The sequence below is a fragment of the Acidithiobacillus sp. AMEEHan genome (genome assembly GCF_030996345.1).
In the GTDB taxonomy this organism is placed as follows: Bacteria; Pseudomonadota; Gammaproteobacteria; order Acidithiobacillales; family Acidithiobacillaceae; genus Igneacidithiobacillus.
The window spans coordinates 900,103-920,167 of record NZ_CP118747.1 but is presented as its reverse complement, the minus strand read 5'-3'; the positions used below and the strand labels follow the sequence as shown (position 1 = coordinate 920,167).

General features: G+C 59.1%; 28 protein-coding genes. 9 read left to right on the top strand and 19 right to left on the bottom strand.

The genetic code is table 11. The annotated features are described in order from the left end of the window. Positions 1-3: 3 nt before the first annotated feature. The 6 genes from ORD17_RS04765 to nadD are packed head-to-tail and all read right to left on the bottom strand — an operon-like array spanning position 4 to position 2,829. On the bottom strand, positions 4-513 hold the full coding sequence (locus ORD17_RS04765; protein ID WP_308389733.1) for a hypothetical protein: 510 nt from the start codon (positions 511-513) through the stop codon (positions 4-6). After that, positions 395-898: a hypothetical protein gene (locus tag ORD17_RS04760; RefSeq protein ID WP_308389732.1), complete on the bottom strand. Its 504-nt coding sequence runs from the start codon at positions 896-898 to the stop codon at positions 395-397. The genes ORD17_RS04765 and ORD17_RS04760 overlap by 119 nt, the downstream gene beginning before the upstream one ends. Next, entirely contained in the window at positions 895-1,329 is a 435-nt protein-coding gene (locus tag ORD17_RS04755) for a hypothetical protein (protein WP_308389731.1), read from the bottom strand. The genes ORD17_RS04760 and ORD17_RS04755 overlap by 4 nt, the downstream gene beginning before the upstream one ends. Then, on the bottom strand, positions 1,323-1,805 hold the full coding sequence (gene rlmH, locus ORD17_RS04750) for a 23S rRNA (pseudouridine(1915)-N(3))-methyltransferase RlmH (protein WP_308389730.1): 483 nt from the start codon (positions 1,803-1,805) through the stop codon (positions 1,323-1,325). Before rlmH ends, ORD17_RS04755 begins: the two co-directional genes overlap by 7 nt. Position 1,806: 1 nt before the next feature. Then, positions 1,807-2,166 carry a ribosome silencing factor gene (gene rsfS / locus ORD17_RS04745; RefSeq protein ID WP_308389729.1) on the bottom strand — a complete coding sequence of 120 codons (360 nt, stop codon included), beginning with the start codon at positions 2,164-2,166 and terminating at the stop codon, positions 1,807-1,809. An 18-nt stretch (positions 2,167-2,184) separates the two neighbouring features. Next, a complete protein-coding gene (gene nadD, locus ORD17_RS04740) occupies positions 2,185-2,829 on the bottom strand; it encodes a nicotinate-nucleotide adenylyltransferase (RefSeq protein ID WP_308389728.1) in 645 nt (214 codons plus the stop codon). Positions 2,830-3,131: 302 nt separating this feature from the next. On the opposite strand from nadD, the gene ORD17_RS04735 reads away from it, so the two are divergent. The 6 genes from ORD17_RS04735 to ORD17_RS04710 all read left to right on the top strand — a co-directional run bounded on the left by ORD17_RS04735 (position 3,132) and on the right by ORD17_RS04710 (position 8,031). Further along, complete coding sequence (locus tag ORD17_RS04735) at positions 3,132-3,335, top strand: hypothetical protein (RefSeq protein ID WP_308389727.1); 204 nt, start codon at positions 3,132-3,134, stop codon at positions 3,333-3,335. 153 nt (positions 3,336-3,488) lie between these two features. Then, positions 3,489-4,727, top strand: coding sequence for a carbohydrate porin (locus ORD17_RS04730; protein ID WP_308389726.1), 1,239 nt, complete (start codon positions 3,489-3,491; stop codon positions 4,725-4,727). A gap of 69 nt (positions 4,728-4,796) precedes the next feature. Then, positions 4,797-5,717 carry a metal ABC transporter solute-binding protein, Zn/Mn family gene (locus tag ORD17_RS04725; RefSeq protein WP_308389725.1) on the top strand — a complete coding sequence of 307 codons (921 nt, stop codon included), beginning with the start codon at positions 4,797-4,799 and terminating at the stop codon, positions 5,715-5,717. Positions 5,718-5,794: 77 nt separating this feature from the next. After that, positions 5,795-6,610 (top strand): mechanosensitive ion channel domain-containing protein, encoded by an 816-nt coding sequence (locus ORD17_RS04720; protein ID WP_308389724.1) that lies wholly within the window; start codon positions 5,795-5,797, stop codon positions 6,608-6,610. Continuing rightward, positions 6,610-7,509, top strand: coding sequence for a lysophospholipid acyltransferase family protein (locus ORD17_RS04715; RefSeq protein WP_308389723.1), 900 nt, complete (start codon positions 6,610-6,612; stop codon positions 7,507-7,509). The genes ORD17_RS04720 and ORD17_RS04715 overlap by 1 nt, the downstream gene beginning before the upstream one ends. 78 nt (positions 7,510-7,587) lie before the next feature. Beyond that, positions 7,588-8,031, top strand: a complete 444-nt coding sequence (locus tag ORD17_RS04710; RefSeq protein WP_308389722.1) for an Hsp20/alpha crystallin family protein — start codon at positions 7,588-7,590, stop codon at positions 8,029-8,031. A gap of 48 nt (positions 8,032-8,079) precedes the next feature. On the opposite strand, the gene ORD17_RS04705 is transcribed toward ORD17_RS04710, so the two are convergent. The 13 genes from ORD17_RS04705 to ORD17_RS04645 form a co-directional block, all read right to left on the bottom strand. Continuing rightward, positions 8,080-8,418: a thiosulfate oxidation carrier complex protein SoxZ gene (locus tag ORD17_RS04705; protein WP_308389721.1), complete on the bottom strand. Its 339-nt coding sequence runs from the start codon at positions 8,416-8,418 to the stop codon at positions 8,080-8,082. Next, on the bottom strand, positions 8,415-8,909 hold the full coding sequence (locus ORD17_RS04700; RefSeq protein ID WP_308389720.1) for a thiosulfate oxidation carrier protein SoxY: 495 nt from the start codon (positions 8,907-8,909) through the stop codon (positions 8,415-8,417). Before ORD17_RS04700 ends, ORD17_RS04705 begins: the two co-directional genes overlap by 4 nt. 66 nt (positions 8,910-8,975) lie before the next feature. Further along, complete coding sequence (gene mnmE, locus ORD17_RS04695) at positions 8,976-10,340, bottom strand: tRNA uridine-5-carboxymethylaminomethyl(34) synthesis GTPase MnmE (RefSeq protein ID WP_308389719.1); 1,365 nt, start codon at positions 10,338-10,340, stop codon at positions 8,976-8,978. 1 nt (position 10,341) lies between these two features. Continuing rightward, positions 10,342-11,943, bottom strand: coding sequence for a membrane protein insertase YidC (gene yidC, locus ORD17_RS04690; protein ID WP_308389718.1), 1,602 nt, complete (start codon positions 11,941-11,943; stop codon positions 10,342-10,344). Next, positions 11,936-12,175, bottom strand: coding sequence for a membrane protein insertion efficiency factor YidD (gene yidD, locus ORD17_RS04685; protein ID WP_308389717.1), 240 nt, complete (start codon positions 12,173-12,175; stop codon positions 11,936-11,938). Before yidD ends, yidC begins: the two co-directional genes overlap by 8 nt. Beyond that, the gene (rnpA, locus tag ORD17_RS04680; protein ID WP_308389716.1) at positions 12,175-12,504 is read right to left on the bottom strand and encodes a ribonuclease P protein component; all 330 of its coding nucleotides are present in this window, start codon (positions 12,502-12,504) and stop codon (positions 12,175-12,177) included. Before rnpA ends, yidD begins: the two co-directional genes overlap by 1 nt. A 3-nt stretch (positions 12,505-12,507) precedes the next feature. Further along, positions 12,508-12,642, bottom strand: a complete 135-nt coding sequence (gene rpmH, locus ORD17_RS04675; protein WP_215872187.1) for a 50S ribosomal protein L34 — start codon at positions 12,640-12,642, stop codon at positions 12,508-12,510. Between the two features lie 89 nt (positions 12,643-12,731). Continuing rightward, on the bottom strand, positions 12,732-13,109 hold the full coding sequence (locus tag ORD17_RS04670; RefSeq protein ID WP_308389715.1) for a hypothetical protein: 378 nt from the start codon (positions 13,107-13,109) through the stop codon (positions 12,732-12,734). Positions 13,110-13,113: 4 nt separating this feature from the next. Beyond that, positions 13,114-13,248 (bottom strand): hypothetical protein, encoded by a 135-nt coding sequence (locus ORD17_RS04665; RefSeq protein ID WP_308389714.1) that lies wholly within the window; start codon positions 13,246-13,248, stop codon positions 13,114-13,116. Further along, entirely contained in the window at positions 13,248-13,469 is a 222-nt protein-coding gene (locus ORD17_RS04660) for a hypothetical protein (protein ID WP_308389713.1), read from the bottom strand. Before ORD17_RS04660 ends, ORD17_RS04665 begins: the two co-directional genes overlap by 1 nt. A 280-nt stretch (positions 13,470-13,749) precedes the next feature. Then, positions 13,750-14,064: a virulence factor gene (locus ORD17_RS04655; protein ID WP_308389712.1), complete on the bottom strand. Its 315-nt coding sequence runs from the start codon at positions 14,062-14,064 to the stop codon at positions 13,750-13,752. After that, complete coding sequence (locus ORD17_RS04650) at positions 14,064-14,270, bottom strand: DUF5397 family protein (protein ID WP_308389711.1); 207 nt, start codon at positions 14,268-14,270, stop codon at positions 14,064-14,066. Before ORD17_RS04650 ends, ORD17_RS04655 begins: the two co-directional genes overlap by 1 nt. 81 nt (positions 14,271-14,351) lie before the next feature. Continuing rightward, positions 14,352-16,430, bottom strand: a complete 2,079-nt coding sequence (locus ORD17_RS04645; protein WP_308389710.1) for an O-antigen ligase family protein — start codon at positions 16,428-16,430, stop codon at positions 14,352-14,354. A 235-nt stretch (positions 16,431-16,665) separates the two neighbouring features. On the opposite strand from ORD17_RS04645, the gene ORD17_RS04640 reads away from it, so the two are divergent. From ORD17_RS04640 to ORD17_RS04630, 3 genes are all read left to right on the top strand, one after another. Continuing rightward, positions 16,666-17,595: a glycosyltransferase family A protein gene (locus tag ORD17_RS04640; protein ID WP_308389709.1), complete on the top strand. Its 930-nt coding sequence runs from the start codon at positions 16,666-16,668 to the stop codon at positions 17,593-17,595. Positions 17,596-18,053: 458 nt separating this feature from the next. Next, complete coding sequence (locus ORD17_RS04635) at positions 18,054-18,911, top strand: oligosaccharide flippase family protein (protein ID WP_308389708.1); 858 nt, start codon at positions 18,054-18,056, stop codon at positions 18,909-18,911. Between the two features lie 103 nt (positions 18,912-19,014). After that, the gene (locus tag ORD17_RS04630; RefSeq protein ID WP_308390055.1) at positions 19,015-19,944 is read left to right on the top strand and encodes a glycosyltransferase family 2 protein; all 930 of its coding nucleotides are present in this window, start codon (positions 19,015-19,017) and stop codon (positions 19,942-19,944) included. Positions 19,945-20,065: the final 121 nt, after the last annotated feature.

Below are 20,065 nucleotides of genomic sequence, written 5' to 3'. Positions count from 1 at the left end.
CGCTCAGGCGCCGCTGGGTAGGAGAATCTGAGCCATGCCGCTGGCCACCCCGGCACCGGAAGCCAGGGCCAGCCGAGAGTCGGGGATGCCCGCTTGGCGCAATCCCTGGAGAATGGCCTCTGCCCGTTGGGTCGCCAGATTGAGCCCCCCCGGTTGCCCGGAGACCCGCACCAGGATCTGTGCCGCCGTGATCCCTTTCAGCGTTTCAGCGACGGCGCGCAGGCGCTGCTTCCCGTTGGCGGACAGTCCTTGATCCGAAGAAAAGAGGGCAGAAACCGGCATATTCAGCTCGGTGCCATATTTTCCCTGCCGCAGGTCACCGTAGGCGGCCAACGCCTGCAATGGGGCCGGCGCTGCGGCGGGCGCCGCCAGCGCCGAGCTGACACTCGTCGAGTTACTCGTACTCGCTGCCGTGCTGGGTTGCATCGTCGCCAGACTCTGTTCCTCTTGCTGTAACAGTTGTTTCTGCTGCTGAATCTCCTGTTTCAGGCGGGCGCTGCGGGCACCCTGCATGGTCCGGTTCGCCAATTGCTGGCGAAGCTGCGCATATTCCGCCTGGAGGGACTGGTATTTTTTGGTTCAGGGTCGCCAGTTGCCGGGTCAGAACTTCCTTTTCCTGACCACTGTTGGTGCTTGCCTGTGCTTCCCGCAGACCATGCAGGCGGGCTTCGAAGATGGCCTTGTCGACGGCAAAAAGGGGCGGATTGACCTGATCGGCGGTCATCTGTTGCAGATCTCGCTGCAGACCGGCCGACTGCTGCGGGGTAAGATGCGCGGATTTCTGCAGGTTTTGGAATTGCGCATAGGCATGTTGCAGGGCTGCTGTGGTGTTTGCATCGGCCCAGGCGAGGGCAGGCAGGAGAAGCAGGGTGCTGGCGAGCAGGCTACGGCGAATCATGGGTTCGTCTCCTGAAGCTGCTGACGGGTGGCGGCGATTTTTTCTTCTAGACTGGCGATTCTCCCTTGCAGATCGCGTATCTGCCCCTTGAGCTCCTGGTTGCTGTCGCTCGTCGGGCTCTGATCGAGACGCTGCTGGATGTTGTCGAGACGAATGCGGGTCAGCTCGGTCTGGCGTTCGGCATAGAGATAGTCGCCCCGCTGCTGCGCTGCTTCGGCCGCTGCCAGGGCTTTCCGCGCAGGCTCCAGCTGTTGCGCGGGCACCTGCGGAGATAGGGAAAAGATGCGGATGCGCGCGGCCTGCACGGCGATGGCATTACTGCTGCTCTGTTGCGGCGTGGGCACGACCATCTGCGCGCAGGCACTCAATCCCAAAGACAGGGCCGCGACCACTCCCAGTCGGGGCAAGACTCGTTGATAACACTTCACCATCCACTCTCCTCTCCGCCACGATGATAGGGCAGGCCTGTGCGGATACTCCAGGCACGATACAGCTGCTCGGCAAGGACCACGCGCACCACCGGGTGCGCCAAGGTCAATGCCGAAAGGGACCAGCGCCAGTGAGGTCGCAGCGCCGGATCGATGCCGTCCGGGCCGCCGATCCACAGGGTGACGTCCTGCTGATCGTTGATCCAAGCGTCCATTTTCTGCGCCAGCTCTTCACTGCGCAAGGCACGACCCGTAACCTCCAGGGCCACGATCTCACTGTTTTTGAGGCTGCTGGCAAGCAGACGTTCACCTTCTTCCCGGCGCCAGCGTGCCGGATCGTTCTGCCGCCCCCGTGGGGCCAGAGGCAGGCTGCGCCATTCCAACTGCACCGGGGGTGGGATGCGTCGCCGATATTCTTCGACCGCCGCATCCACCCAATTCGGCATGCGGGTCCCCAGCGCGAGGACCAACAGGCGCACGTCAGCCCTCGTGGCCTTGGCTGCGCACCTTGGGCAATTCGCCCCACAGCCGCTCTATCTGATAGAAGTCGCGGGTCTCCGGTCGCATCAGGTGAACCACGACATCGCCCAGATCGACCAACATCCAGTCGCTGCCGGACGCTCCTTCCTTGCCCAGAGGGCGCACTCCCTCGCCACGTGCCCTGTCGATCACGGCGTCGGCGAGGGCGCGAAGCTGGCGGTCGGAGTTGCCAGAGGCAACGATCAGATAATCGGTGATATCGGTTTGTTGACGAACGTCGATGCTTTGGATGTCGATGGCCTTGTGTTCATCGAGGGCGGCGATACTGAGATCGCGCAGCATTTCGGGCGTGATGGGCAAGGTCGGTGTTCCTCCAGGTTACGCTTCGTGGTAGAGCCGGTGCTCAGCAATATAATCCAAGACCGCTTCGGGTAATAGAAAGCGCGCACTGCGTTCGCCGGCGAGAAGACTGCGGATCTGGGTCGCCGAGATCTCCAGGGCGGTGACCGTGTGAAAGGCGATCTTCCCCAGAGAATGCTGGTGCAGCTCGCCGAGACTCTGCACTCGCCTCTCATACAGCACCTGCCGCAGGGCCTCGGGCAGCTCGGCCATGGGCCAGCCGGGCCGGCCGATGACCACCAAATGCGTCAGATCGAGGATTTCCTGCCAGTCTTTCCAGGTATCGAAGCGCAGAAAGGCGTCCATTCCGATCACCATCGCCAGGAAACCGTGAGGATCGTTGGCGCGGAGGTGGCGCAGGGTGTCGACGGTGTAGGACGGACCGCTTTTTTCGACCTCGTAAGCCAGCACCTCCAAGCCCGGAGCCTGCTGCGCGGCGATACGGGTCATGGCCAAACGGTGCTCCGCAGGTGCCCAAGGGCTGTTCCGGTGCGGTGGATGGCCGGCAGGAACCAGAGTCGCCTCCGCCATGCCCAAGGCTTCGCGGACTTCTTCCAGCGCGCGCAGATGCCCGTAGTGAATGGGATCGAAAGTACCACCCAGAATCAGCCGTTTCTTCTGCATGAATCCAGTGTAGTGGATGGCTCTACGTGAAGAAAGTGGTTTTTATGGCTTGATCACACTGGGGAACGGCTCTCTTTGTGGCGGGAAGAAAGATTTCGTCTATTTGACCGACGAGAAGCCCTAAGAGATGACAGCCACGTGAGGTCAACACCATGTCACATTCTTTCCGCAGAAACCGTCAAAGGTCCACTATAGAAGATCTTTTACAAGTTGCGAGTCGATTGCCTTGGTGGATAAATATCCTACTGATTCCTATATCTTATGTCGGGCTTCATCTGTGGCATTTACACTTTGAAGGACTGATGCACAACGTCGTCGCGCCCCTGCATTTGCCAAAAGGAGCCAATCCTGCAGATGACATCAATGTGGCGGTGCAAAACAGCATACACAGCGCGGTCATCTTTGTCGGATCGCTGTTTACCGAAGTGTTTCAGTATCTTTTCCCGGTCATATTCCTGCTGGGCGGCTTGGTCTCCTTTCTCCGGGCGAGGAAAGCGCCCTTGTAGCTTGCCGGTGATCGACAATTTTGTCGTCGGAGCGCCGGGCATCGGTGGCTGAAGCAAAGCCCGGCCATGACAACAAATAGGAATGAGAAGCGTTATTGACTAGGGTCAGGGACTGCGGCATAGTGGCGCCGTCTTTCCTGATCTGAGCGTGTCATGAAATACAAGTCTTTTTCTTTTCTGATGGTGCTGTGGAGCGGCGCAAGCGTTGCGGCGGGATTGCCCGGACCCGGAGCCGACTCGCCGATACCCTATCAAAGCGGATTGGCGCCGCGCTATCTGACCGATTTCCAGCACATCGGCGAGGGTTTCTCCTGGTCGGCACACCTAGACACAGAGCTCTTTGCCAGTCTCGCTGGCGGAGTTCGCCGGGGCACGGCGAACACCACGGCAGGCCAGCTGGGGCTGCAATGGGACAGCGCCAAGGCCGGCGCCTGGCGTGGCGGGCTCTTCACAGCGTCGGTGTTCGGTATCTACAGCTCTGCCGAAGACACGGCCTACAGCGGCGATCTGCAGACCGCGAGCAATATCTATGCGCCTTCCGCAGTGCGGCTCTATGAGGCCAACTACCGGCAGCAATGGACGGACTGGCTGGCCACCCGCGTGGGCTACACCGATTTCAATCTCTATTTCGACGTGGCCAGCAACGCCTTGCAACTCTTGAATGGTTCCTTTGGTCTCGACCCCAGCCTTTCCGGCAATGTGCCGGCACTACCGACCTATCCCTACTCTGGCCTGGGGTTCATCGTTCATACCCATGGAACGAACTGGAGCAGCAAGGCAGGGGTGTTTCAGGGCGATGCCATACATCAGTATCGTGGCGTCTTTGACCGCGGCTATCTGGCGATCTGGGAGGGGGCCTTGCACTGGGGGCAGGAAGAAGGCGAAGACCCGGATGATGGTACGGACGAATATGGAAAGTACGTTTTCAAGGTCGGCGCCTGGCACTACGATCAGCCGCGTGCCCCCGACTTTAACCTGAGTCCGACGACGAACGGCATCTACGGTATCGTGGAAGCGCACTGGCGGCTTGCCGATGCCGAGCTGGCGCCCTTCATCCAGTGGGGCAAGGCCTTTGGACGGGAGAATCTGGTTCCTTGGTACCTGGGGCTGGGGGCGCGGCTCAGTCATTTTCTTGCCGCCCGACCGGACGATACCCTTTCCGTGGGCATGGCCCGGGCAGCGCTGCGACCCGGCGTGGTGGCAGCCGGCTTCGAGGACGAAGCGCAGCCAGCGGCGATCTATCCGGCCGAGACCAGTTATGAGATCACCTACGTCGCGAAGATCAATGAGTACCTGAGTCTGCAGCCCGATCTGCAATATATCACCAAACCAAACGGCGTATACCCTAACGCTACTGTTGGATTGTTGCGTTTGCACCTGGAGTTTTTCTGATCAGATTGACAAGGAGGGATTGGCGCGCGAATATTATGCAACCAAGTTGCATTTATGGAGAATGCCGCAATGTCTGTCGTCTCGTCGCTTCTGTCCCCTCGCCATCTCCTCGGCGTTGCCTTGGCCGGCAGCGCCCTCTTTGCTGGTACTGCCCAAGCTGCCGATCTGCTGCGTGCCGTTGGCGTGGAAAATGAGTATGCCAACGTCATTTCCCAAATTGGTGGCCCGTACGTGCAGGTACAAGCCATCGAGAGCAATCCCAATACCGATCCCCACACCTTTCAGGCGAGTCCCTCGATTGCGCGTGAGGTAGCGCAGGCGCAACTGGTGGTCCGCAATGGGCTGGGTTATGACTCCTGGGCAAAGAAGATTCTGGCGGCCAATCCGAATCGCAGCAGAAAGGTCATCGTGGTGCAGGACCTCCTGGGTCTGCCGGAGAGTACGCCCAACCCGCATCTGTGGTACAAACCGGAAACCATGCCCAAGGTGGCGGCGGCAGTGGCGGATGCCCTCGGCGCCATGTTGCCGGAGCATCGTGCCTATTTTGCCGCGCAGGTGAAGAAGTTCGATGCTTCCCTGCAGCCCTGGTACCAGGGTTTGGCGTCGTTCCGCAAGGAATACCCCCATACACCGGTTGCGGTGACGGAACCGGTAGCCGACTACATGCTTCAGGCAGCCGGCTGCGAGATCAAGACCCCGTGGTCCTTGCAGGCGGCGATCATGAATGGCACCGACCCAGCGCCACAGGATGTCAGCCTGCAGAGCGAGCTGCTCGGCAAACGTCAGGTAAAGGTGTTTTTATACAATCAACAGGTCACCAGCAGCCTGACCCAATCGTTTCTGGCCCAAGCGAAGCAGGCCCACGTTCCGGTGGTGGGGGTCTATGAGACCATGCCTGCGGGTTACGATTACCAAGGCTGGATGATGGCCGAGCTGAATGCGCTGCGGGCGGCGGTCGTACACGGAACCTCGACGACGGTATTGCACTGACGGCTCGCTCCCGGCGCCTTGCCATGGGCGCCAACTGCTTTTAGGCTCCTCGGATCGAATTCCGTGGGGCCATTTTCATGTCCATTTTTCCATTTGCCTCGCTTTCCCCCTGGTCGGGGCCACTCCACGAGCGTCTTTGGGCCTGGACGGGGCATATTGCTGCAGCATTGCTGGTATTGTTGGTCGGCTTGTGGTTGGCGCGCTGGCTGGGACGTCTCAGCGCGCGTACCCTGGAGCGCGTACACCACGACCTCACGGTGGCACGTTTTCTCGAATCCCTGATCAAGATCTCCCTTTATATTGTGGTGGTCATAGCGGCCCTTGGCCAATTGGGAGTACAGACCACTTCGCTCCTGGCGATGCTCGGCGCCGCTGGCCTTGCCATCGGGTTGGCATTGCAGAAGTCCCTGGCGGACTTTGCCGCTGGCGTACTGTTGCTGATCTTGCGCCCCTACAAGGTGGGCGACAGCATCGAGGTGGTCGGTGTCTCAGGCACGGTCGAGCGCATCCATCTCTTTCAGAGCGTCATCAACAGTTTCGACAATCGCCAGCTCTTCGTGCCCAACAGCAAGATTCTCAGTGACGTGCTCATCAATACTTCCGTACTTGGCCAACGGCGTATCGACCTGCTGATTACTCTCGCTCCGCAGGCGGACCTGCTGCGCGCCAAGCAACTGTTGGCAGAGCTCTGCGATGCCGATGAGCGGATTCTCTCCGAACCTGCCCCGGCGATTGGCGTGCAGGATCTCACCGAACTGGGTGTTCAGGTCTACCTGCGCCCCTGGGTACGGGCGGCGGATTACGGCGGCACACGCAGTGATCTCCTGGAGGCTATCAAGATGCGTTTCGATGCCGAAGGCATCGAACTCGCCCTGCGGCTGATCCCCGTCTGATGTCTGGCAAACGCGCGGATTTCTGGCTGGCCGCCGCGGTGGAAGGGGTATTGCGGTTGCTGGCGCGCGCGCCGCGCCCGCTCCGGGTCTGGGCCGGCAACCGCCTGGGAGACCTGGCGCGTCTCCTCGTCGCGCGTGGCCGACGGGTGGCGCGGAGAAATCTGCAGATCGCCTATCCCGAACTGGATCATCGGCAGCGGCGGAATCTGCTCGCCCAGCATTTCCGCCAACTGGGTCAGGCATTCGTAGAACTGGGGCCGCTCTGGTTCTGGCCCTTGCCGCGAAGTTTGCGCCTGATCCGTTCGGTGCGTGGCGCCGAGGCGGTCGATGCGGCGCTGGCGCAAGGCAAAGGGGTGATTCTTTTCACCGCGCACCTCGGTGCGTGGGAGGCGGCAGTGCAATATATTGGCCAGCGCTGGCCGGTGACGGTACTTTATATGCCAACCCGCAATGCCGCCATCAATGCGCGGATGGTCGCCGGTCGCGGACGCAGTGGTGCCCGTCTGGTGGCCAAAGAGGGCGGCATCCGCAGTCTGCTGCAGGCTCTGCAAAGGGGTGAGGTGGTGGGCGTCCTCCCTGATCAGAATGTGGACCCCCGCGAGGGGGTCTTTGCCCCCTTTTTTGGTCGTCCTGCCTGTACCACGCCGCTGCTGGCACGCCTGGCGCAACGACGGGGCAGTCCAAGCTTTGGACTCTTCGCCTATCGCCTGCCGGCCGGGCGCGGTTTCGAGATCGAGATCGTGCCCCTGCCAGACGGGTTTCCGAGCGGTGATGACGTGGCCGATGCGGCGACCATGAATGCCACCCTCGAGACGGCCATTCGTCGCGCGCCGGAACAGTACTGGTGGGTGCACCGACGCTACAAGGATCCCGCCCCTGGTTGGGATTACCCCTATTGACAAGCTCTTGAAAAGCGCAAAACCGACCCCAGATTTAGGACGGGTCAGCGAGGACCATCGTTCAAGAGGAGAGTCATCATGAGTGAAAAGGCTGTCAGTAACCCATCCGTACGCGTTGTCGATCCCGTCGAGCAGATCTTTGATGCCGTGCTCCCTGGCTTCTTCCGTCCCTTGCAGGGAGCTTCCGCATCGCCGCGGCCAAACGTCGCCCATCTCGATGTGATCGATCGCGACAACGAAATCGTCGTCAAAGCGGAGATTGCCGGTGTCGACAAGGACAAGCTCGACATCCAGGTACACGGCAACCAGGTCTACATCAGTGGAAGCAAAGAAGAGGACAGCAGCAAGGAAGAGGGTAAGTACATCTACCGTGAGCGACGCTACGGCGAGTTCGCCCGCACTATCCAGCTACCGGTGGATGTCGACGCCAGTCAGAGCAAGGCGGCATATAAAGACGGGGTGCTGGAACTGACCCTGCCCAAGGCGGAGTCGGCCAAGCGGCGCAAGATTGCCGTCGAATAGTCGGCTTTTCGCTCAGCTGCAGAGCGAGGGGGGCGTTGCCCCCCTTGCTTATTCAGTGAGGCGCAGGAATTTTTGCCCTGAGCCCGTCTGTCCCCGGTTGTTGCGCCAGTGTGCGGAGATCATTCCACTCTTTTCGACCCGCAGAGGAACGGCAAGATAGGGGTTGGCGCTGCTCATGCTGGAGAGATCGAATCGGCAGAAGGTCTCGCCATCCAGGGCAAAGGTCACCTCTTCGATGAACAGGGCGTTATCCCCGCTTTGCGAGGGGTGCAGGATCAGCGCCCGGACCTCGATGATCTCTCCCCGTTTCGCCTTTTCTGGCAGGGCAATCTGTACGTCTCCGAGGCGCCGTGTCAGCCGGCTTCCCAAGGTATTCAGCACGCTCATTCTGCGGCTCCTGTACGTTTGACATGCACCCACTCGGGCTTGGCTGCAAAGATATCTCCACGGTTGCTTTGCGCAATGACGCGCAGCGGGCTGTCGTGTAATACCTTGATTCGTTGGTAACAGGCTGCCTTGCCATTGGCAGGACTGCAGTGAAAGATGCTCGCTAAAGGCGTGGGGTTGTGATCGACCAGCACATAGATCCGCGCAATGTAATCGTCATCCGTCATCGGGTGATCCACGGACACGGATACCGGCACGCTGAGCGCATCATCGACTTCTTTGGCGCTGCGAACATGCACACGATCGGACTCCGGCACTGTGCGCATCTGAAACAGATCCTGCAGGACTTGTTCGACGCTGCTGGCAGCAAAGGACTGCGCGGGCCAGCCTTGGGCATTTGCCGCCAGGGCGATGCGCGTGCCAATCAGCGAGGCCCCCAGGGCAAGGCCGCTGCCCATGGCGCTGAGACGCAGGAAATCCCGTTTGTGCATGCTGTACTCCGCAATTCAGGCGTAGGCTTACAGAATAGTCGAGACGGACATCGCTGACAAAAAATTCTACTTGCCGATACAAAAGCGCGAAAAGATTTCCCCCAGGATCTCCTCCACATCCACTACCCCGGTGATCTGGCCAAGGGCGTTGGCGCTTTCCCGCAGCTTCTGCGCCAGAAGCTCTTCGCCAGTATCCAGGTGCAGAAATTGTGCTGCCTCGGCAAGCTGTTCCTGGGCCTCTTCGAGTGCCAGTACGTGGCGCTGGCGTGCCGACCAGGCGCTGTCGTCATTTTCACCCAGGCGTTGTCGCAGGTGCGAACGCAGTTCCGCCAACCCCTCGCCGGTGCTGGCAGAGATGCGCAGGGCCGGCACCCCCAGGTCGGGGGCGACGAAGTCCGGACGGAGATCGATCTTGTTCCACAGTACGGTGCAGCGCTTGGCATCGAGCTGCGCCAACAGATTCGTATCTTCTGACCAGCTGTCTCGACTGGCATCGAGCAGGAGGAGAATTTCTTCCGCGCTCTCGAGCAGCGCGCGACTGCGGCGGATCCCTTCTTGTTCCACCGGGTCAGTGCTGTCACGCAACCCGGCCGTGTCCAGGAGTTCGAGAGGCAGTCCATCGACTTCGATCTCTTCGCGCAGGACATCGCGGGTGGTTCCGGGAATCGGGGTGACGATGGCGCTGTCGCGTCCGGACAGGGCATTGAGCAGGCTGGATTTGCCGACATTGGGGGCGCCGAGCAGAAGGATCCGCGCCCCGCGCGCCAAGCGCGCGCTGCTGCGACTCTGTTCCAGAATCCGGGCCAGGTTTCTTTGCAGTTGATGGAGTTGCGCCGCCAGACTCTGCAGGTGCTCGTCGCCGAGATCTTCTTCGCTGAAATCGAGGCCGGCCTCGGCAAGGGCGAGGGTCTGCAGGATGGCCGCACGCAGCGCCTCGACAGCCGCGGAAAAGCGTCCCTCCAGGCTGGCCAAAGCCGCGCGTGCCTGGGATTGGCTGCGGGCATGGATGAGATCGGCAACCGCCTCCGCCTGCGCCAAATCCAGGCGCTCGTTGAGAAACGCGCGCTCACTGAACTCGCCGGCCCGAGCCGGCCGCGCGCCCTGGCGCACGGCGTATTCGAGCAAGGAGCCGAGGATGACCGGGCTGCCGTGACCCTGCAGCTCCACCACGTCCTCGCCGGTGTAACTATGCGGCGCGGGAAAATACAGGGCGATGCCATGGTCGATCTGCTCCCCTGGCGCCAGAAAGAACTGCCGGAGATAGGCGTAGCGCGGGCGCCAGGGTTTGTCTTGGGGCAGGCCGCAGAGCGTATTGGCAATCGCCAGCGCATCCGGGCCGGACAAACGGAGAATGCCGACGCCGCCGACCCCCGGCGGAGTGGCGATGGCGACGATGCTGTCGCCCAGCTGGTAGCGCCCGCGGCGCGACACCCTAGCTCTCTTTCATGACGTGGCGGGTGATCAGATACTGCTGGATGATGCCAAAGACGTTGTTGGTCAACCAGTAGAGCACCAGACCCGCAGGAAAGAAAGAGAAAAAGATGGCGAAGGCGACCGGCAGGATCGACATGATCTTTTTCTGCACGGGGTCCATGGGCGCAGGGTTCAGGCGTTGTTGCAGGAACATGCTGATCCCCATGAGCAGCGGCAGGATGTAATACGGATCGGGTAGTGCCAGGTCGTGAATCCAGAGAATGAAGGGCGCCTGCCGCAACGACACGCTCTCCACCAGCACCCAGTAGAGGGCGATGAAGACTGGCATCTGAATGACCAGGGGCAGGCAGCCCGCCATCGGGTTGACCTTCTCCGTACGATAAAGCTCCATCATCTTGGCGCCCATTTGTTGACGGTCGCCATTGGTCTCTTTCTTGATCTGCTCCAGTTTGGGCTGCAGCTTACGCATGTTGGCCATGGAGCGGTAACTGATCGCCGAAGGGTAGAAGAAGATGATCTTTACCGCCAGGACTAGGAGGATGATGGCGAGGCCCCAGTTGCCGCACCAGGAATGGAACCAGGTCAGCACCCCGTGCATGGGTTCGGCCACGATGGAGAACCAGCCGTAATCGACGGTCTGCTCCAGACCCCGTCCCAGGCGCGCAAGCTGGTTCTGCAGCTTGGGCCCGAGATACAGTTGCTGACGCAGGCTATAGCTATGCCCCGGCTGCAGGGTCGGCAGGGCCTGCTGCACACCGGCGACGTAGTTGCTGCCTGCCGGACGCGCGTAGAGTTGCACGGCGGCATGTGCTTCCGGTAAGACCGCTTGCAGAAAATAGTGATCGGTCATGCCCGCCCAGCCTGGGCCACCATGCTCCTCCGGGTGGTCGCGAAGATCCGAAAAGCCTTTCTCACTCAGGCTGCCATGGTGCATCAGGACCGCGCCGGTAAAAATCGACATGAACCAATGGCTCTGGGTACGGTCATTGCGCAGAATCTGGTCGAAATAGCTGCCTTTCCACGGCTCCTTGCCGGTATTGGTGATGCGGATGTCTTCGTTGATCAGATAGGTGTGTGGATCAAACGAAAAGGTTTTTTCGATTTTCAGCGGGCCGGCCTGGCCGTTCAGGGTGATGGGCCCGCCGTCATTGACGGCCTGCGGGGCGCTGAAGTCGGCGCGCAGAATCTGCCCGTCGGTGCTCAGGAAGCCGCTTTGCTGTGCCGTCAATCGCGCAGCGCTACTGTCCAGAATGGGATAAGGCGCTTTGTTGTCCACGGCAATGGGATATTGGCGCAGGCCGAGATTCTGGATATCACCGCCGTGCAGATAGATCTTGCCGGTATAAAGATCCGTCTGGAAAGAGACACTGGGCCCCTCGCCCACCGCATGGCTCGTCACCGCCGCAATCGTGCTAGGCGCAGCCGGAACGCTGCTGGTAGGCGCAGGCGATTGGGTAACCGGCGTTGGCTGGGCGGCTGACTGGGTGACCGCCGTTGGCGTTGCCTTCGGGCTGGGTTTGGGATGGGGTGCCAGCCACTCGAAGAGCACCAGGACGATAATCGAGAGGACGACGGCGAGGATGGTACGTTGGCTATCCATGAGGCTCCGAAAACTCAGGGTACGGGGTCGTACCCCCCGGGTGAAAAGGATGACAGCGAGCGATGCGTTTGACACCCATCCAGGCGCCGCGCAGGACACCATAGCGTTCTATGGCCTCGCAGGTGTAATGCGAACAGCTTGGATGGTAGCGGCAATTCTGCCCGAGAAAGGGGCTCAGGACGAGTTGATAGGTATGAATCAGGGCGATGGCGCCGCGACGAAGCATGGCCATCAGCGCAACACGCTATCCAAGCGCCCACGCAGCACGGCATAGGCCGCGTCGCGCGCGGCCGGACGCGCCACGACCATGAGATCGCAAGGCAGAGAACGGCCGGCGCTCAGCCGAAACGCCTCGCGCAGGCGTCGTTTCAGACGGTTGCGGAGCACCGCCTTGCCGACCTTCCGGCTGACGGCGAAGCCAATGCGCGCATGCCCCAGATCGTTGTCCAGACGGTAGAACACCAATTCGGGAAAACTGCGCTTTTTCCCCTCGCGCAAGGCAAGGCGGATTTCAGCCTTGTTGCGCAGGCGGTCGTCACGGGTGAACGACTGTCGGCTCATCCCTCAGGGACAGAGCTTGTACCGGCCTTTGGCGCGCCGCCGCTTGAGGACCAGGCGGCCAGACTTGGTCGCCATGCGGGCGCGGAAACCGTGAGTGCGCTTGCGATGCACGACGCTAGGCTGAAAAGTGCGCTTCATGATGATCTACCCCAAAATTTCGTAAGGGCACAGAAGATAAGGAGAAGGACGGCCAAAGTCAAGGCAGGGAAGGGGATCTGCCAGAGCCCTCAACCTGTGCCATGCCAGCGCTCGATGGCCTCCAGTACCGGTTCATCGAAACGCTCCGGCGGGGCCTGGCGCACCCAGTCTTTCGCCTGCTGAATGCGCTGCGCCCGGGTGAAGGTATACTGCAACTGCTGAAAAACAGGATCATCGGCCAGATAACAGTGGATATGCTCTGCCTGCCGCCGCAGTTTCCACGGCTTGCCCCTCCCCTCTACCCGGCACTGCAGGGTTTTCTTTTCCACGGTCAGGACTTCCACTGCTTCGATGGCCGTCACCACGTCGCTGTAAGGCTGATGGCGCAAGTGAAAGAAGCGATCCCCCGGCTCGGCGTCGCGCATATCCAGATAACGGTAGTGGGCATCCCCGCAAGTTTTCAGCATCGCGTCATCCATGGGCTCCGCCAGCATACAGCCACCAGAGTACGACAATGATTGCCGCGCTGGCCAGGGTGATGGCACCGCTGATCAGGAGCAGTTTGAGTAGGGCTCGCGCCTCGGCATACGCAGGATCTTTTGGCATTACCCATAGGAGTCTCTGTGTGCGGCGGAGTTCAACGCCCTTTCCTCCGTCAGAATGTGCGACACGCCATGAAAAACCCCCAGAGCCTGCGTAGTGAGGATGCAGTCGCTGTCGACGGCCTGTTCCACTACTTTCACTGCCCGCACATGACGTTTTCCGGCATCGCGGTCCATCGCGTAGACGAGGATGTTCGTGTCGATGGAGATGCGCTTAACGTGCATGCGCGTATGGTCAAGGGCGATCCCCGCGAGCATAACCCATCCGCCACCTCCACAGTCTCCCCCTCTGCCGTACCCATGGCGGTGAAGATCGATCCTGACCTGAAGGCGCGCATGCAGCGTTTGGGAGAGGTACGGAAGAGGCTGATACCACGGACTGATAGGCAACCAGTCCATCCTTCGCGTCAACGATCTGACCGGGGAAAGCATGATTGCAGCTATTGTGGATTCCTCGATGCCTGCCTGCAAAGGTTATCCTTTCGACTGAGCATGCGACAAGCCGCTAGGCTCGATATATTGCGGCCCTCATTCCGCTGCCTCGACGCTTCACTCGATCCGTGAAGTCCGACCACTGTTCTACCCGAAATGCCCGGATGTCCCGAACGGATGAGGGAAACCAATCCATCTCTGTCAGCTTGTCGATGGCATCCATCAGATTTGCCATATCCTCGTCCTCACAGACATAGAGGCTTCCTTGGACCCACCGAAAGCCATATCCAGCAAGAGCTGCCCCAATTTCGGCATAGGCCACCGACACCCCTTTGGGATGGCAGGCCGCCGTTTCTTTGACGACGAGATCAAAGGCAATTGCAAACATTACTCAGCTTCTGGATCGTCTAGGACGGAGCGGAGGGGATATTCTAGATGTTCTCCTGTTGACGGCACCTCTATTTCTACCGTCCATCCGTGATCTGTCGAGTGACCTTCCTTGACGACTTGGTAAGCCACCCCGAAAGGACCGAACTGGCGGAAGCTGCCGATCAACTCAGGATGAGGAAAGCTTTGCTTAGCACTCGGCTGCATAGGACCTCCTATGTCTAAGCACGGATATTATCCTTTTGATTGACCATGCGACAAGCGGTTAGGCTCGATATATTGCGGCCCTCATTCCGCTCGTGTCGATGCCTGGCCGCCCGGCTTTTGCGCCTGCACGATCTGCCGCAGCAGGGTCAGGGTGGGAGTAAAGTCCGGCGATGCCTTGAGGCTGATCAGCAGGGTCTTTTCCGCCGCCTTGGGGTCGTGGGCCAACTGCCATTGGTTGCGGGCAATGACCCATTGCAGGAGGGCGCGAGGCTCGGGGAACAGGGGCCGGTTCAAGCCCGCCTGTAAGAAGGCGATGCCTCCTGCCACCTTGCCATGATCAAAATAAGCCGCCGTTGCGATCTCGCTGCGCAGGTTGACGCTGGCGGGGTCCAGGGCCAGGCCCTTGCGCCAGGCAAGGACGGCGCGGTCCTGGGCCGCTTGCGGCGTCATCCCCAGGAGCGTGCTGCCATACTGGTTATAGAGCGAGCCGATGGCATTGTAGACCCCCGCCTGGCGCGGAATGCCCACCAGCGAGGCATGGTACTGCCGCAAAGCCGCTTTCAGCAGCACCCGCTTCTGTGCCGCTGGCATATTCGCGTCACTGGCTGCCAGGTTGAGGTAGGCATTGCCCATGTACACCCAGGGCTGGGTCGCCTGGGGCCGGGCAACTTCCAGAAAGCGCGCTGCCCGCATCAAGAATACCGCCCGACCGTTGGGGTTGCTGATGACCCCATCGAGCCAGGCATTGTTGCTGAACAGGGCATAGACCGCCGCATCGAGGGCAAGAAACCAGCCCGCCAATACCACGAGCACCACCAGGACCCCCTGCACCACTCCCGGATGGCGGATGCCCAGGCGCGGCAACAGAGGTGCCGTTTCCCCTTGGCGATGGTAGAGGTGCCAGGCCTGGGCGAGAAAAATTCCGGCCAGAATGCTCAGGGGCAGGTTGTAGAAGATGAAGTTGCCCAGGGCGTGGCCGGTGATGGCAAAAACCCCCAGCACCAGCCCCAAGGCCCAATAGCGGTTTTCCTCACTGATGCCGAGCCGTGCCGCGCGAAAAATCAGGCGATAAAGGGCATAGATCAAGGCCCCGGCAAAAGCGAGCAAAAAGCCCAGGTTGATGAGCCCACCCTCGGCCAGAAACTCGATGTAGTCGTTATGGGCGTAGGTCCCTGCCGAAGCTAGTTCCGCCGGCAGGCGGTAGGCAGGGTAGAACAGAAAATAACTGCCCAGCCCCGTACCCAGGTAAGGATGGCTCAGGAAGATATGCCAAGTAGCGATCCACATCAGGCTGCGGGATACCGTAGCAATGTTGGAGCTGATGTAGTGGGGATTGAGTTGGCCCAGGATGTCGTAGCCCTTGGGGTAGTTCATGAGGAGAAAGGCGATGAGAACCAGGAACAGTACAGCGGCCCAGCGCGACCAGACCCCGGGCTTTCCCCGAAAACCCAGCAAGGCAAAGGGCAGGGTACACGCCCAGGCGAGCAGACCGCCGCGGCTGCCCGTACTGAAATCTGCCAGCAGAATGATGGCGATAGTCAATAAATAGCCAAAGGTCACCCAATCAATGGACTTGGAAAGGAGCGCGCGAGGGCGACGCCCGTCCAGCCAAAAATAGCGCCCGACGAGCACGAAGAAAAACAGATTCATCCACGCCGCGTAACTGTTGCAGTCCATCAGCGGGCCTTGTGGACGCAGGCCCATCCAGTTCGCGCCTTCCCCCAGGAGACGGTAGTACTGCCAAAGCCCAATGGCCGACAGGATCCACGCGCTGGCAACGATCCCCCGCCAGAACCAGGGCCAGACCGCTTCCGCATCGCGCTCGGAGAGCATGGTCCAGGCGAGAAAGCCCAGAGGCACGGAACCCAGGGTCCAGAAATAAAACCAGCTACTATAGGGGACGTGGCTCCAGAACAGGGTCAGCCAGTACCAGAACAACCACAGCAACATGAAAGCCGGCAGATACCCCCGCGGCCAAGGCAGCCCCGCGCGAATCCGGGGCCACGCCGCTACCGCCCCCCAGAGCAGCAGCGATACGCTACTCACCGCCAGGAGCGGGATCAGGGAACCGTTGTAGTACCAACTGCTCAGGTAAGCGAAGAAGGGCAGGCTGACCAGTAGGGCGGTGCGGTTGAGGGACGGCTGCGCGGAAGATTTCATGGTCGCCAGTCTAACCCATCGACGCCAACAGCTAAACTGGTTTGGGCAACGAGATACATCGCCCAACATAGTTGTTGACTCTACACTAACTATGAGCCAGCCACATCGGGTAAGATACTACTACCGAGAACCGGATGTCTGTAATTTCATTTCTCTGTAGGGTGATTTGAGACCTGTACCAACTCCCCGTATGCCTTGGAACAATCTTGACCTCTTGCGTAAGGATATCTCCCCGATGGAGCACTGTGACCGACAGACTAAGTTGCCTGCCGTAGAGGGGGGGGCGTCGATCGCGTTGATTGTTCCAGTTAAGAATGGTGGACAGCGCTGGCGGATGGTAATTGATTCCATACTATCGCAGAACATACAGCCGCGACGCATACTCGTGATTGACTCCGGATCGACGGATGGATCGGCCGAGTTCGCCAAAGCCGCCGGCTTTGAAGTACATTGCATCGCTCCAGACGCGTTCAACCACGGCGGGACACGGCAAATGGCAGTAGAGATGGTTTCGGACTGTAAAACCGTCGTATTCCTGACTCAGGATGCCATTCTCGATGGCAGGCATGCCTTGGAGCAACTAGTGACCGAACTACACGCACATCCGCGGGCCGGCGTTGCCTATGGTCGGCAGCTTCCCCGCTTAGAAGCTGGTCCTATCGAACGGCACGCACGGCTCTTCAATTATCCCGAACAGAGTATCGAAAAAAGCCTTGAGGATATTGCGCGCTTGGGAATCAAAACGGCGTTTACCTCAAATTCGTTCTCAGCGTACAGGCGAGATATCCTCCTTCGAGCCGGCGGTTTCCCCAATAACTGTTCTATGGGAGAAGATATGATTGCTGCTGCCCGAATATTGCTCCAAGGAGGAACCGTGGTCTATGAGGCGCATGCCCGCGTCATCCACTCCCATGGGTTCACGATAGCAGAAGAAGCCCGACGCTATTACGCGATTGGCTATATGCACGCACAGCAACGAGCATTACTTGCGTCGTTTCAGAGCCCAACTTCGGAGGGGAAGCGCTTTGTGCGGTCAGAGATCCGCTTTCTTTCCCGACACGCGCCGCGGCAGATACCCGAAGCCCTGATACGAACGCTGGTGAAATTTGGTGCATACCACTTGGGCAAGCAAACAGCAACCGTATTCGGCGGGCGAACGAGGTGAACATGGGGCATCTTGCAGTTGCAACGCTCCCAAAACTTCCGGGGCGAGCCCCATGGTCTCTTTTGTTAATGGCTAGCGACATCTTGGTTTTTTTTCGGTAAACCGATGGCGAGATCCATAGCGCACTCGACGCTTCTCAATGTCTCTGGACGGGCCATACCAGCCTTTCTTTTGCTGTTCACCGTCCCGTTGTACCTTCATCTCATTGGTGTGGCCCGCTACGGGGCGCTGTCCATTCTCTGGTTGGCTTTGGGATACTTTGGAGCCTTCGATCTCGGCTTGGGCAGGGCAGTGGCCCAGCGCATCTCGAAGATTGCTGCCCAAAAAAAGTCTCTGACCCTCTGCAATTGCGCGCGCAGGGAGAACTCTTTTGGACAGCGTTGCTCGCAACACTTGCAGCCTCTTCTCTTGCCTCCATCTTACTTTTTTGGCCATTGATGATCTGGCTAGTGAGGCACGTGCTGGTATTGTCACAAGAGCTGCGGCAGGAAGTGCAGCATGCAATCCTGCCCCTTTTATTGTTTCTGCCGCTGGCGACCTCGCTCAGTGTACTCTTGGGGACTCTGGAGGGAAGAGAGCGCTTTGACTACCTAAATATTGGGCAAATCGTAGGCCTACTCTTGTATCAAGTCTTCCCATTGAGTGCAGCGTTCTTAGGGTACATAACCCTGCCGTACTTGGTGGGCGCAGCGATTTTTGGACGTCTTTTGGGATCACTTTTGCTGTTCCGGTTCTGCATCCGTATTCTCGACGGGCCTTTCCCGACCTTTCATTGGAAGCTTCTTCGTTCCATCCTTCCTTACGGTGCCTGGATCACGGTTAGCGCAGTCGTCAGCCCGATCATGAATCTCACCGACCGCTTTTTCATCGGGGCACAGTTAGGTATGTCTTTTGTCGCCCGCTATGTTGTCCCATTTAATCTCGTGATGTATGGCGGCATCCTGCCCCAGAGCTTGGCCACAGCGCTGTTCCCACGATATGCTTCGCTGGAAGATGATGAAGCGCGAGTAACCATGTTCACTGCCATGCGTATGCTTGCTGCTACCATCAGCCCCCTATGTATTGTAGGTATTTGGTGGTTGCATCCTTTTTTGGCCTGGTGGGTGGGAGCTTCTTTTGCTAAGTATGCTAGCCCTGTGGGGCAAATTTTACTGGTTGGAATATGTATAAATGCGATCGCTCATGCTCCGTATGGTTATTTGCAGGCTGTGGGCCGCGCGGATCTCACCGCCAAGTTTCACCTCGTGGAACTCATTCTATATCTTCCGGCACTGTGGTGGGCGATTTCCCTGTGGGGAATCCCGGGGCTGCGGTAATTTGGGACCTTCGGGTGCTTCTCGACCTTCTGCTTCTGCTCTTGGCGACCCAATCCACATCGCTTGGCCTCAGGATGGTTGCCCCTTGGTGGCATTCATTGGAATGACAATGGGGTTGACAGTGTTATTCATGGACTCACCTCCCTTGCCACACTCTTCGACGACTTTTTGGTGGTATTCTATAGGTGAGGTGCTTCTGCTTCTGCTAACAATAGCACAGTCCTGGCGAACCCTGAATGCTTGGGCGAGATCCTTTTTAATCCAACGCCGAGATCGGCGTCTCCCCCTTGCTGTGTCTCCCTCCTCTAGTAGCGCCACGCCAACCGTTGCAGTGGCTATGGCGGTATACAACGGGGAAAAGTTTCTCGTTGAACAAATACAGTCCATTCTGAACCAAAGCCATCCTCACCTACACCTCTACATCCGAGATGATGGATCGTCTGATGCCTCCAGAGACCTTCTGAGAAGGCTGCAAGAACGGCATCCAGAAAGAATCACCTTGATCGAAGATGGAGAGTCGCAGCTGGGGGTCATTGGCAATTTCCAAAGGGTGCTTACCTTTATCAAAGAATGGGGGAAAGAGTCCTACATCTGCCTGGCAGATCAGGATGATGTTTGGTTCACCGATAAAGTTGCTACCACACTCGCAAGGCTGCAGATCACAGAACTGTGGAAAGGTGCAGCATCGCCAGTTTTGGTGCACTCCAATCTTTGTGTCGTAGACGCCAATCTCGGAGTGATGGATCCCTCCTTCTGGTACTGCCAACATCTCGATCCAGGAAAAGACGACCTGAGAGAACTTTGTCTACAAAATATGGTGACGGGTTGCACAGTAATGATGAACAAGGCGCTACTGGAAAAGGCGCTACCCATCCCCTCTGCGGCGTTGATGCAAGATTGGTGGCTTGCCCTCGTTGCTTTCTGCTTTTGGCACAATTCGGTACATGCCCCAACCCACTGTGATGTATCGACAGTTCGGGAGAATCGATATGTGGGCGGGAAAATTCAGCTATGGGGGATGCTTTTTGCGTGAGATCCACAAATCCTGGTCCAGCAGCGCTGAGTTCTGGAGCATGTTCCAGAGTCTTCAGCAACAGGCATCAGCTTTTTTGGTACGCTATCGGGGGAGTTGCCGATGTCTCTTGTGAGAGACT

Bases quoted from the DNA above. Each gene is read 5' to 3' on its own strand.
- ORD17_RS04765 (WP_308389733.1), bottom strand. From the start codon at position 513: ATGCAGGGTGCCCGCAGCGCCCGCCTGAAACAGGAGATTCAGCAGCAG.
- ORD17_RS04760 (WP_308389732.1), bottom strand. From the start codon at position 898: ATGATTCGCCGTAGCCTGCTCGCCAGCACCCTGCTTCTCCTGCCTGCC.
- ORD17_RS04755 (WP_308389731.1), bottom strand. From the start codon at position 1,329: ATGGTGAAGTGTTATCAACGAGTCTTGCCCCGACTGGGAGTGGTCGCG.
- nadD (WP_308389728.1), bottom strand. From the start codon at position 2,829: ATGCAGAAGAAACGGCTGATTCTGGGTGGTACTTTCGATCCCATTCAC.
- ORD17_RS04735 (WP_308389727.1), top strand. From the start codon at position 3,132: ATGCACAACGTCGTCGCGCCCCTGCATTTGCCAAAAGGAGCCAATCCT.
- ORD17_RS04730 (WP_308389726.1), top strand. From the start codon at position 3,489: ATGAAATACAAGTCTTTTTCTTTTCTGATGGTGCTGTGGAGCGGCGCA.
- ORD17_RS04725 (WP_308389725.1), top strand. From the start codon at position 4,797: ATGTCTGTCGTCTCGTCGCTTCTGTCCCCTCGCCATCTCCTCGGCGTT.
- ORD17_RS04720 (WP_308389724.1), top strand. From the start codon at position 5,795: ATGTCCATTTTTCCATTTGCCTCGCTTTCCCCCTGGTCGGGGCCACTC.
- ORD17_RS04715 (WP_308389723.1), top strand. From the start codon at position 6,610: ATGTCTGGCAAACGCGCGGATTTCTGGCTGGCCGCCGCGGTGGAAGGG.
- ORD17_RS04710 (WP_308389722.1), top strand. From the start codon at position 7,588: ATGAGTGAAAAGGCTGTCAGTAACCCATCCGTACGCGTTGTCGATCCC.
- ORD17_RS04705 (WP_308389721.1), bottom strand. From the start codon at position 8,418: ATGAGCGTGCTGAATACCTTGGGAAGCCGGCTGACACGGCGCCTCGGA.
- ORD17_RS04700 (WP_308389720.1), bottom strand. From the start codon at position 8,909: ATGCACAAACGGGATTTCCTGCGTCTCAGCGCCATGGGCAGCGGCCTT.
- yidC (WP_308389718.1), bottom strand. From the start codon at position 11,943: ATGGATAGCCAACGTACCATCCTCGCCGTCGTCCTCTCGATTATCGTC.
- yidD (WP_308389717.1), bottom strand. From the start codon at position 12,175: ATGGCCATGCTTCGTCGCGGCGCCATCGCCCTGATTCATACCTATCAA.
- rnpA (WP_308389716.1), bottom strand. From the start codon at position 12,504: ATGAGCCGACAGTCGTTCACCCGTGACGACCGCCTGCGCAACAAGGCT.
- rpmH (WP_215872187.1), bottom strand. From the start codon at position 12,642: ATGAAGCGCACTTTTCAGCCTAGCGTCGTGCATCGCAAGCGCACTCAC.
- ORD17_RS04670 (WP_308389715.1), bottom strand. From the start codon at position 13,109: ATGCTGAAAACTTGCGGGGATGCCCACTACCGTTATCTGGATATGCGC.
- ORD17_RS04665 (WP_308389714.1), bottom strand. From the start codon at position 13,248: ATGCCAAAAGATCCTGCGTATGCCGAGGCGCGAGCCCTACTCAAACTG.
- ORD17_RS04660 (WP_308389713.1), bottom strand. From the start codon at position 13,469: ATGCACGTTAAGCGCATCTCCATCGACACGAACATCCTCGTCTACGCG.
- ORD17_RS04655 (WP_308389712.1), bottom strand. From the start codon at position 14,064: ATGTTTGCAATTGCCTTTGATCTCGTCGTCAAAGAAACGGCGGCCTGC.
- ORD17_RS04650 (WP_308389711.1), bottom strand. From the start codon at position 14,270: ATGCAGCCGAGTGCTAAGCAAAGCTTTCCTCATCCTGAGTTGATCGGC.
- ORD17_RS04645 (WP_308389710.1), bottom strand. From the start codon at position 16,430: ATGAAATCTTCCGCGCAGCCGTCCCTCAACCGCACCGCCCTACTGGTC.
- ORD17_RS04640 (WP_308389709.1), top strand. From the start codon at position 16,666: ATGGAGCACTGTGACCGACAGACTAAGTTGCCTGCCGTAGAGGGGGGG.
- ORD17_RS04630 (WP_308390055.1), top strand. From the start codon at position 19,015: ATGACAATGGGGTTGACAGTGTTATTCATGGACTCACCTCCCTTGCCA.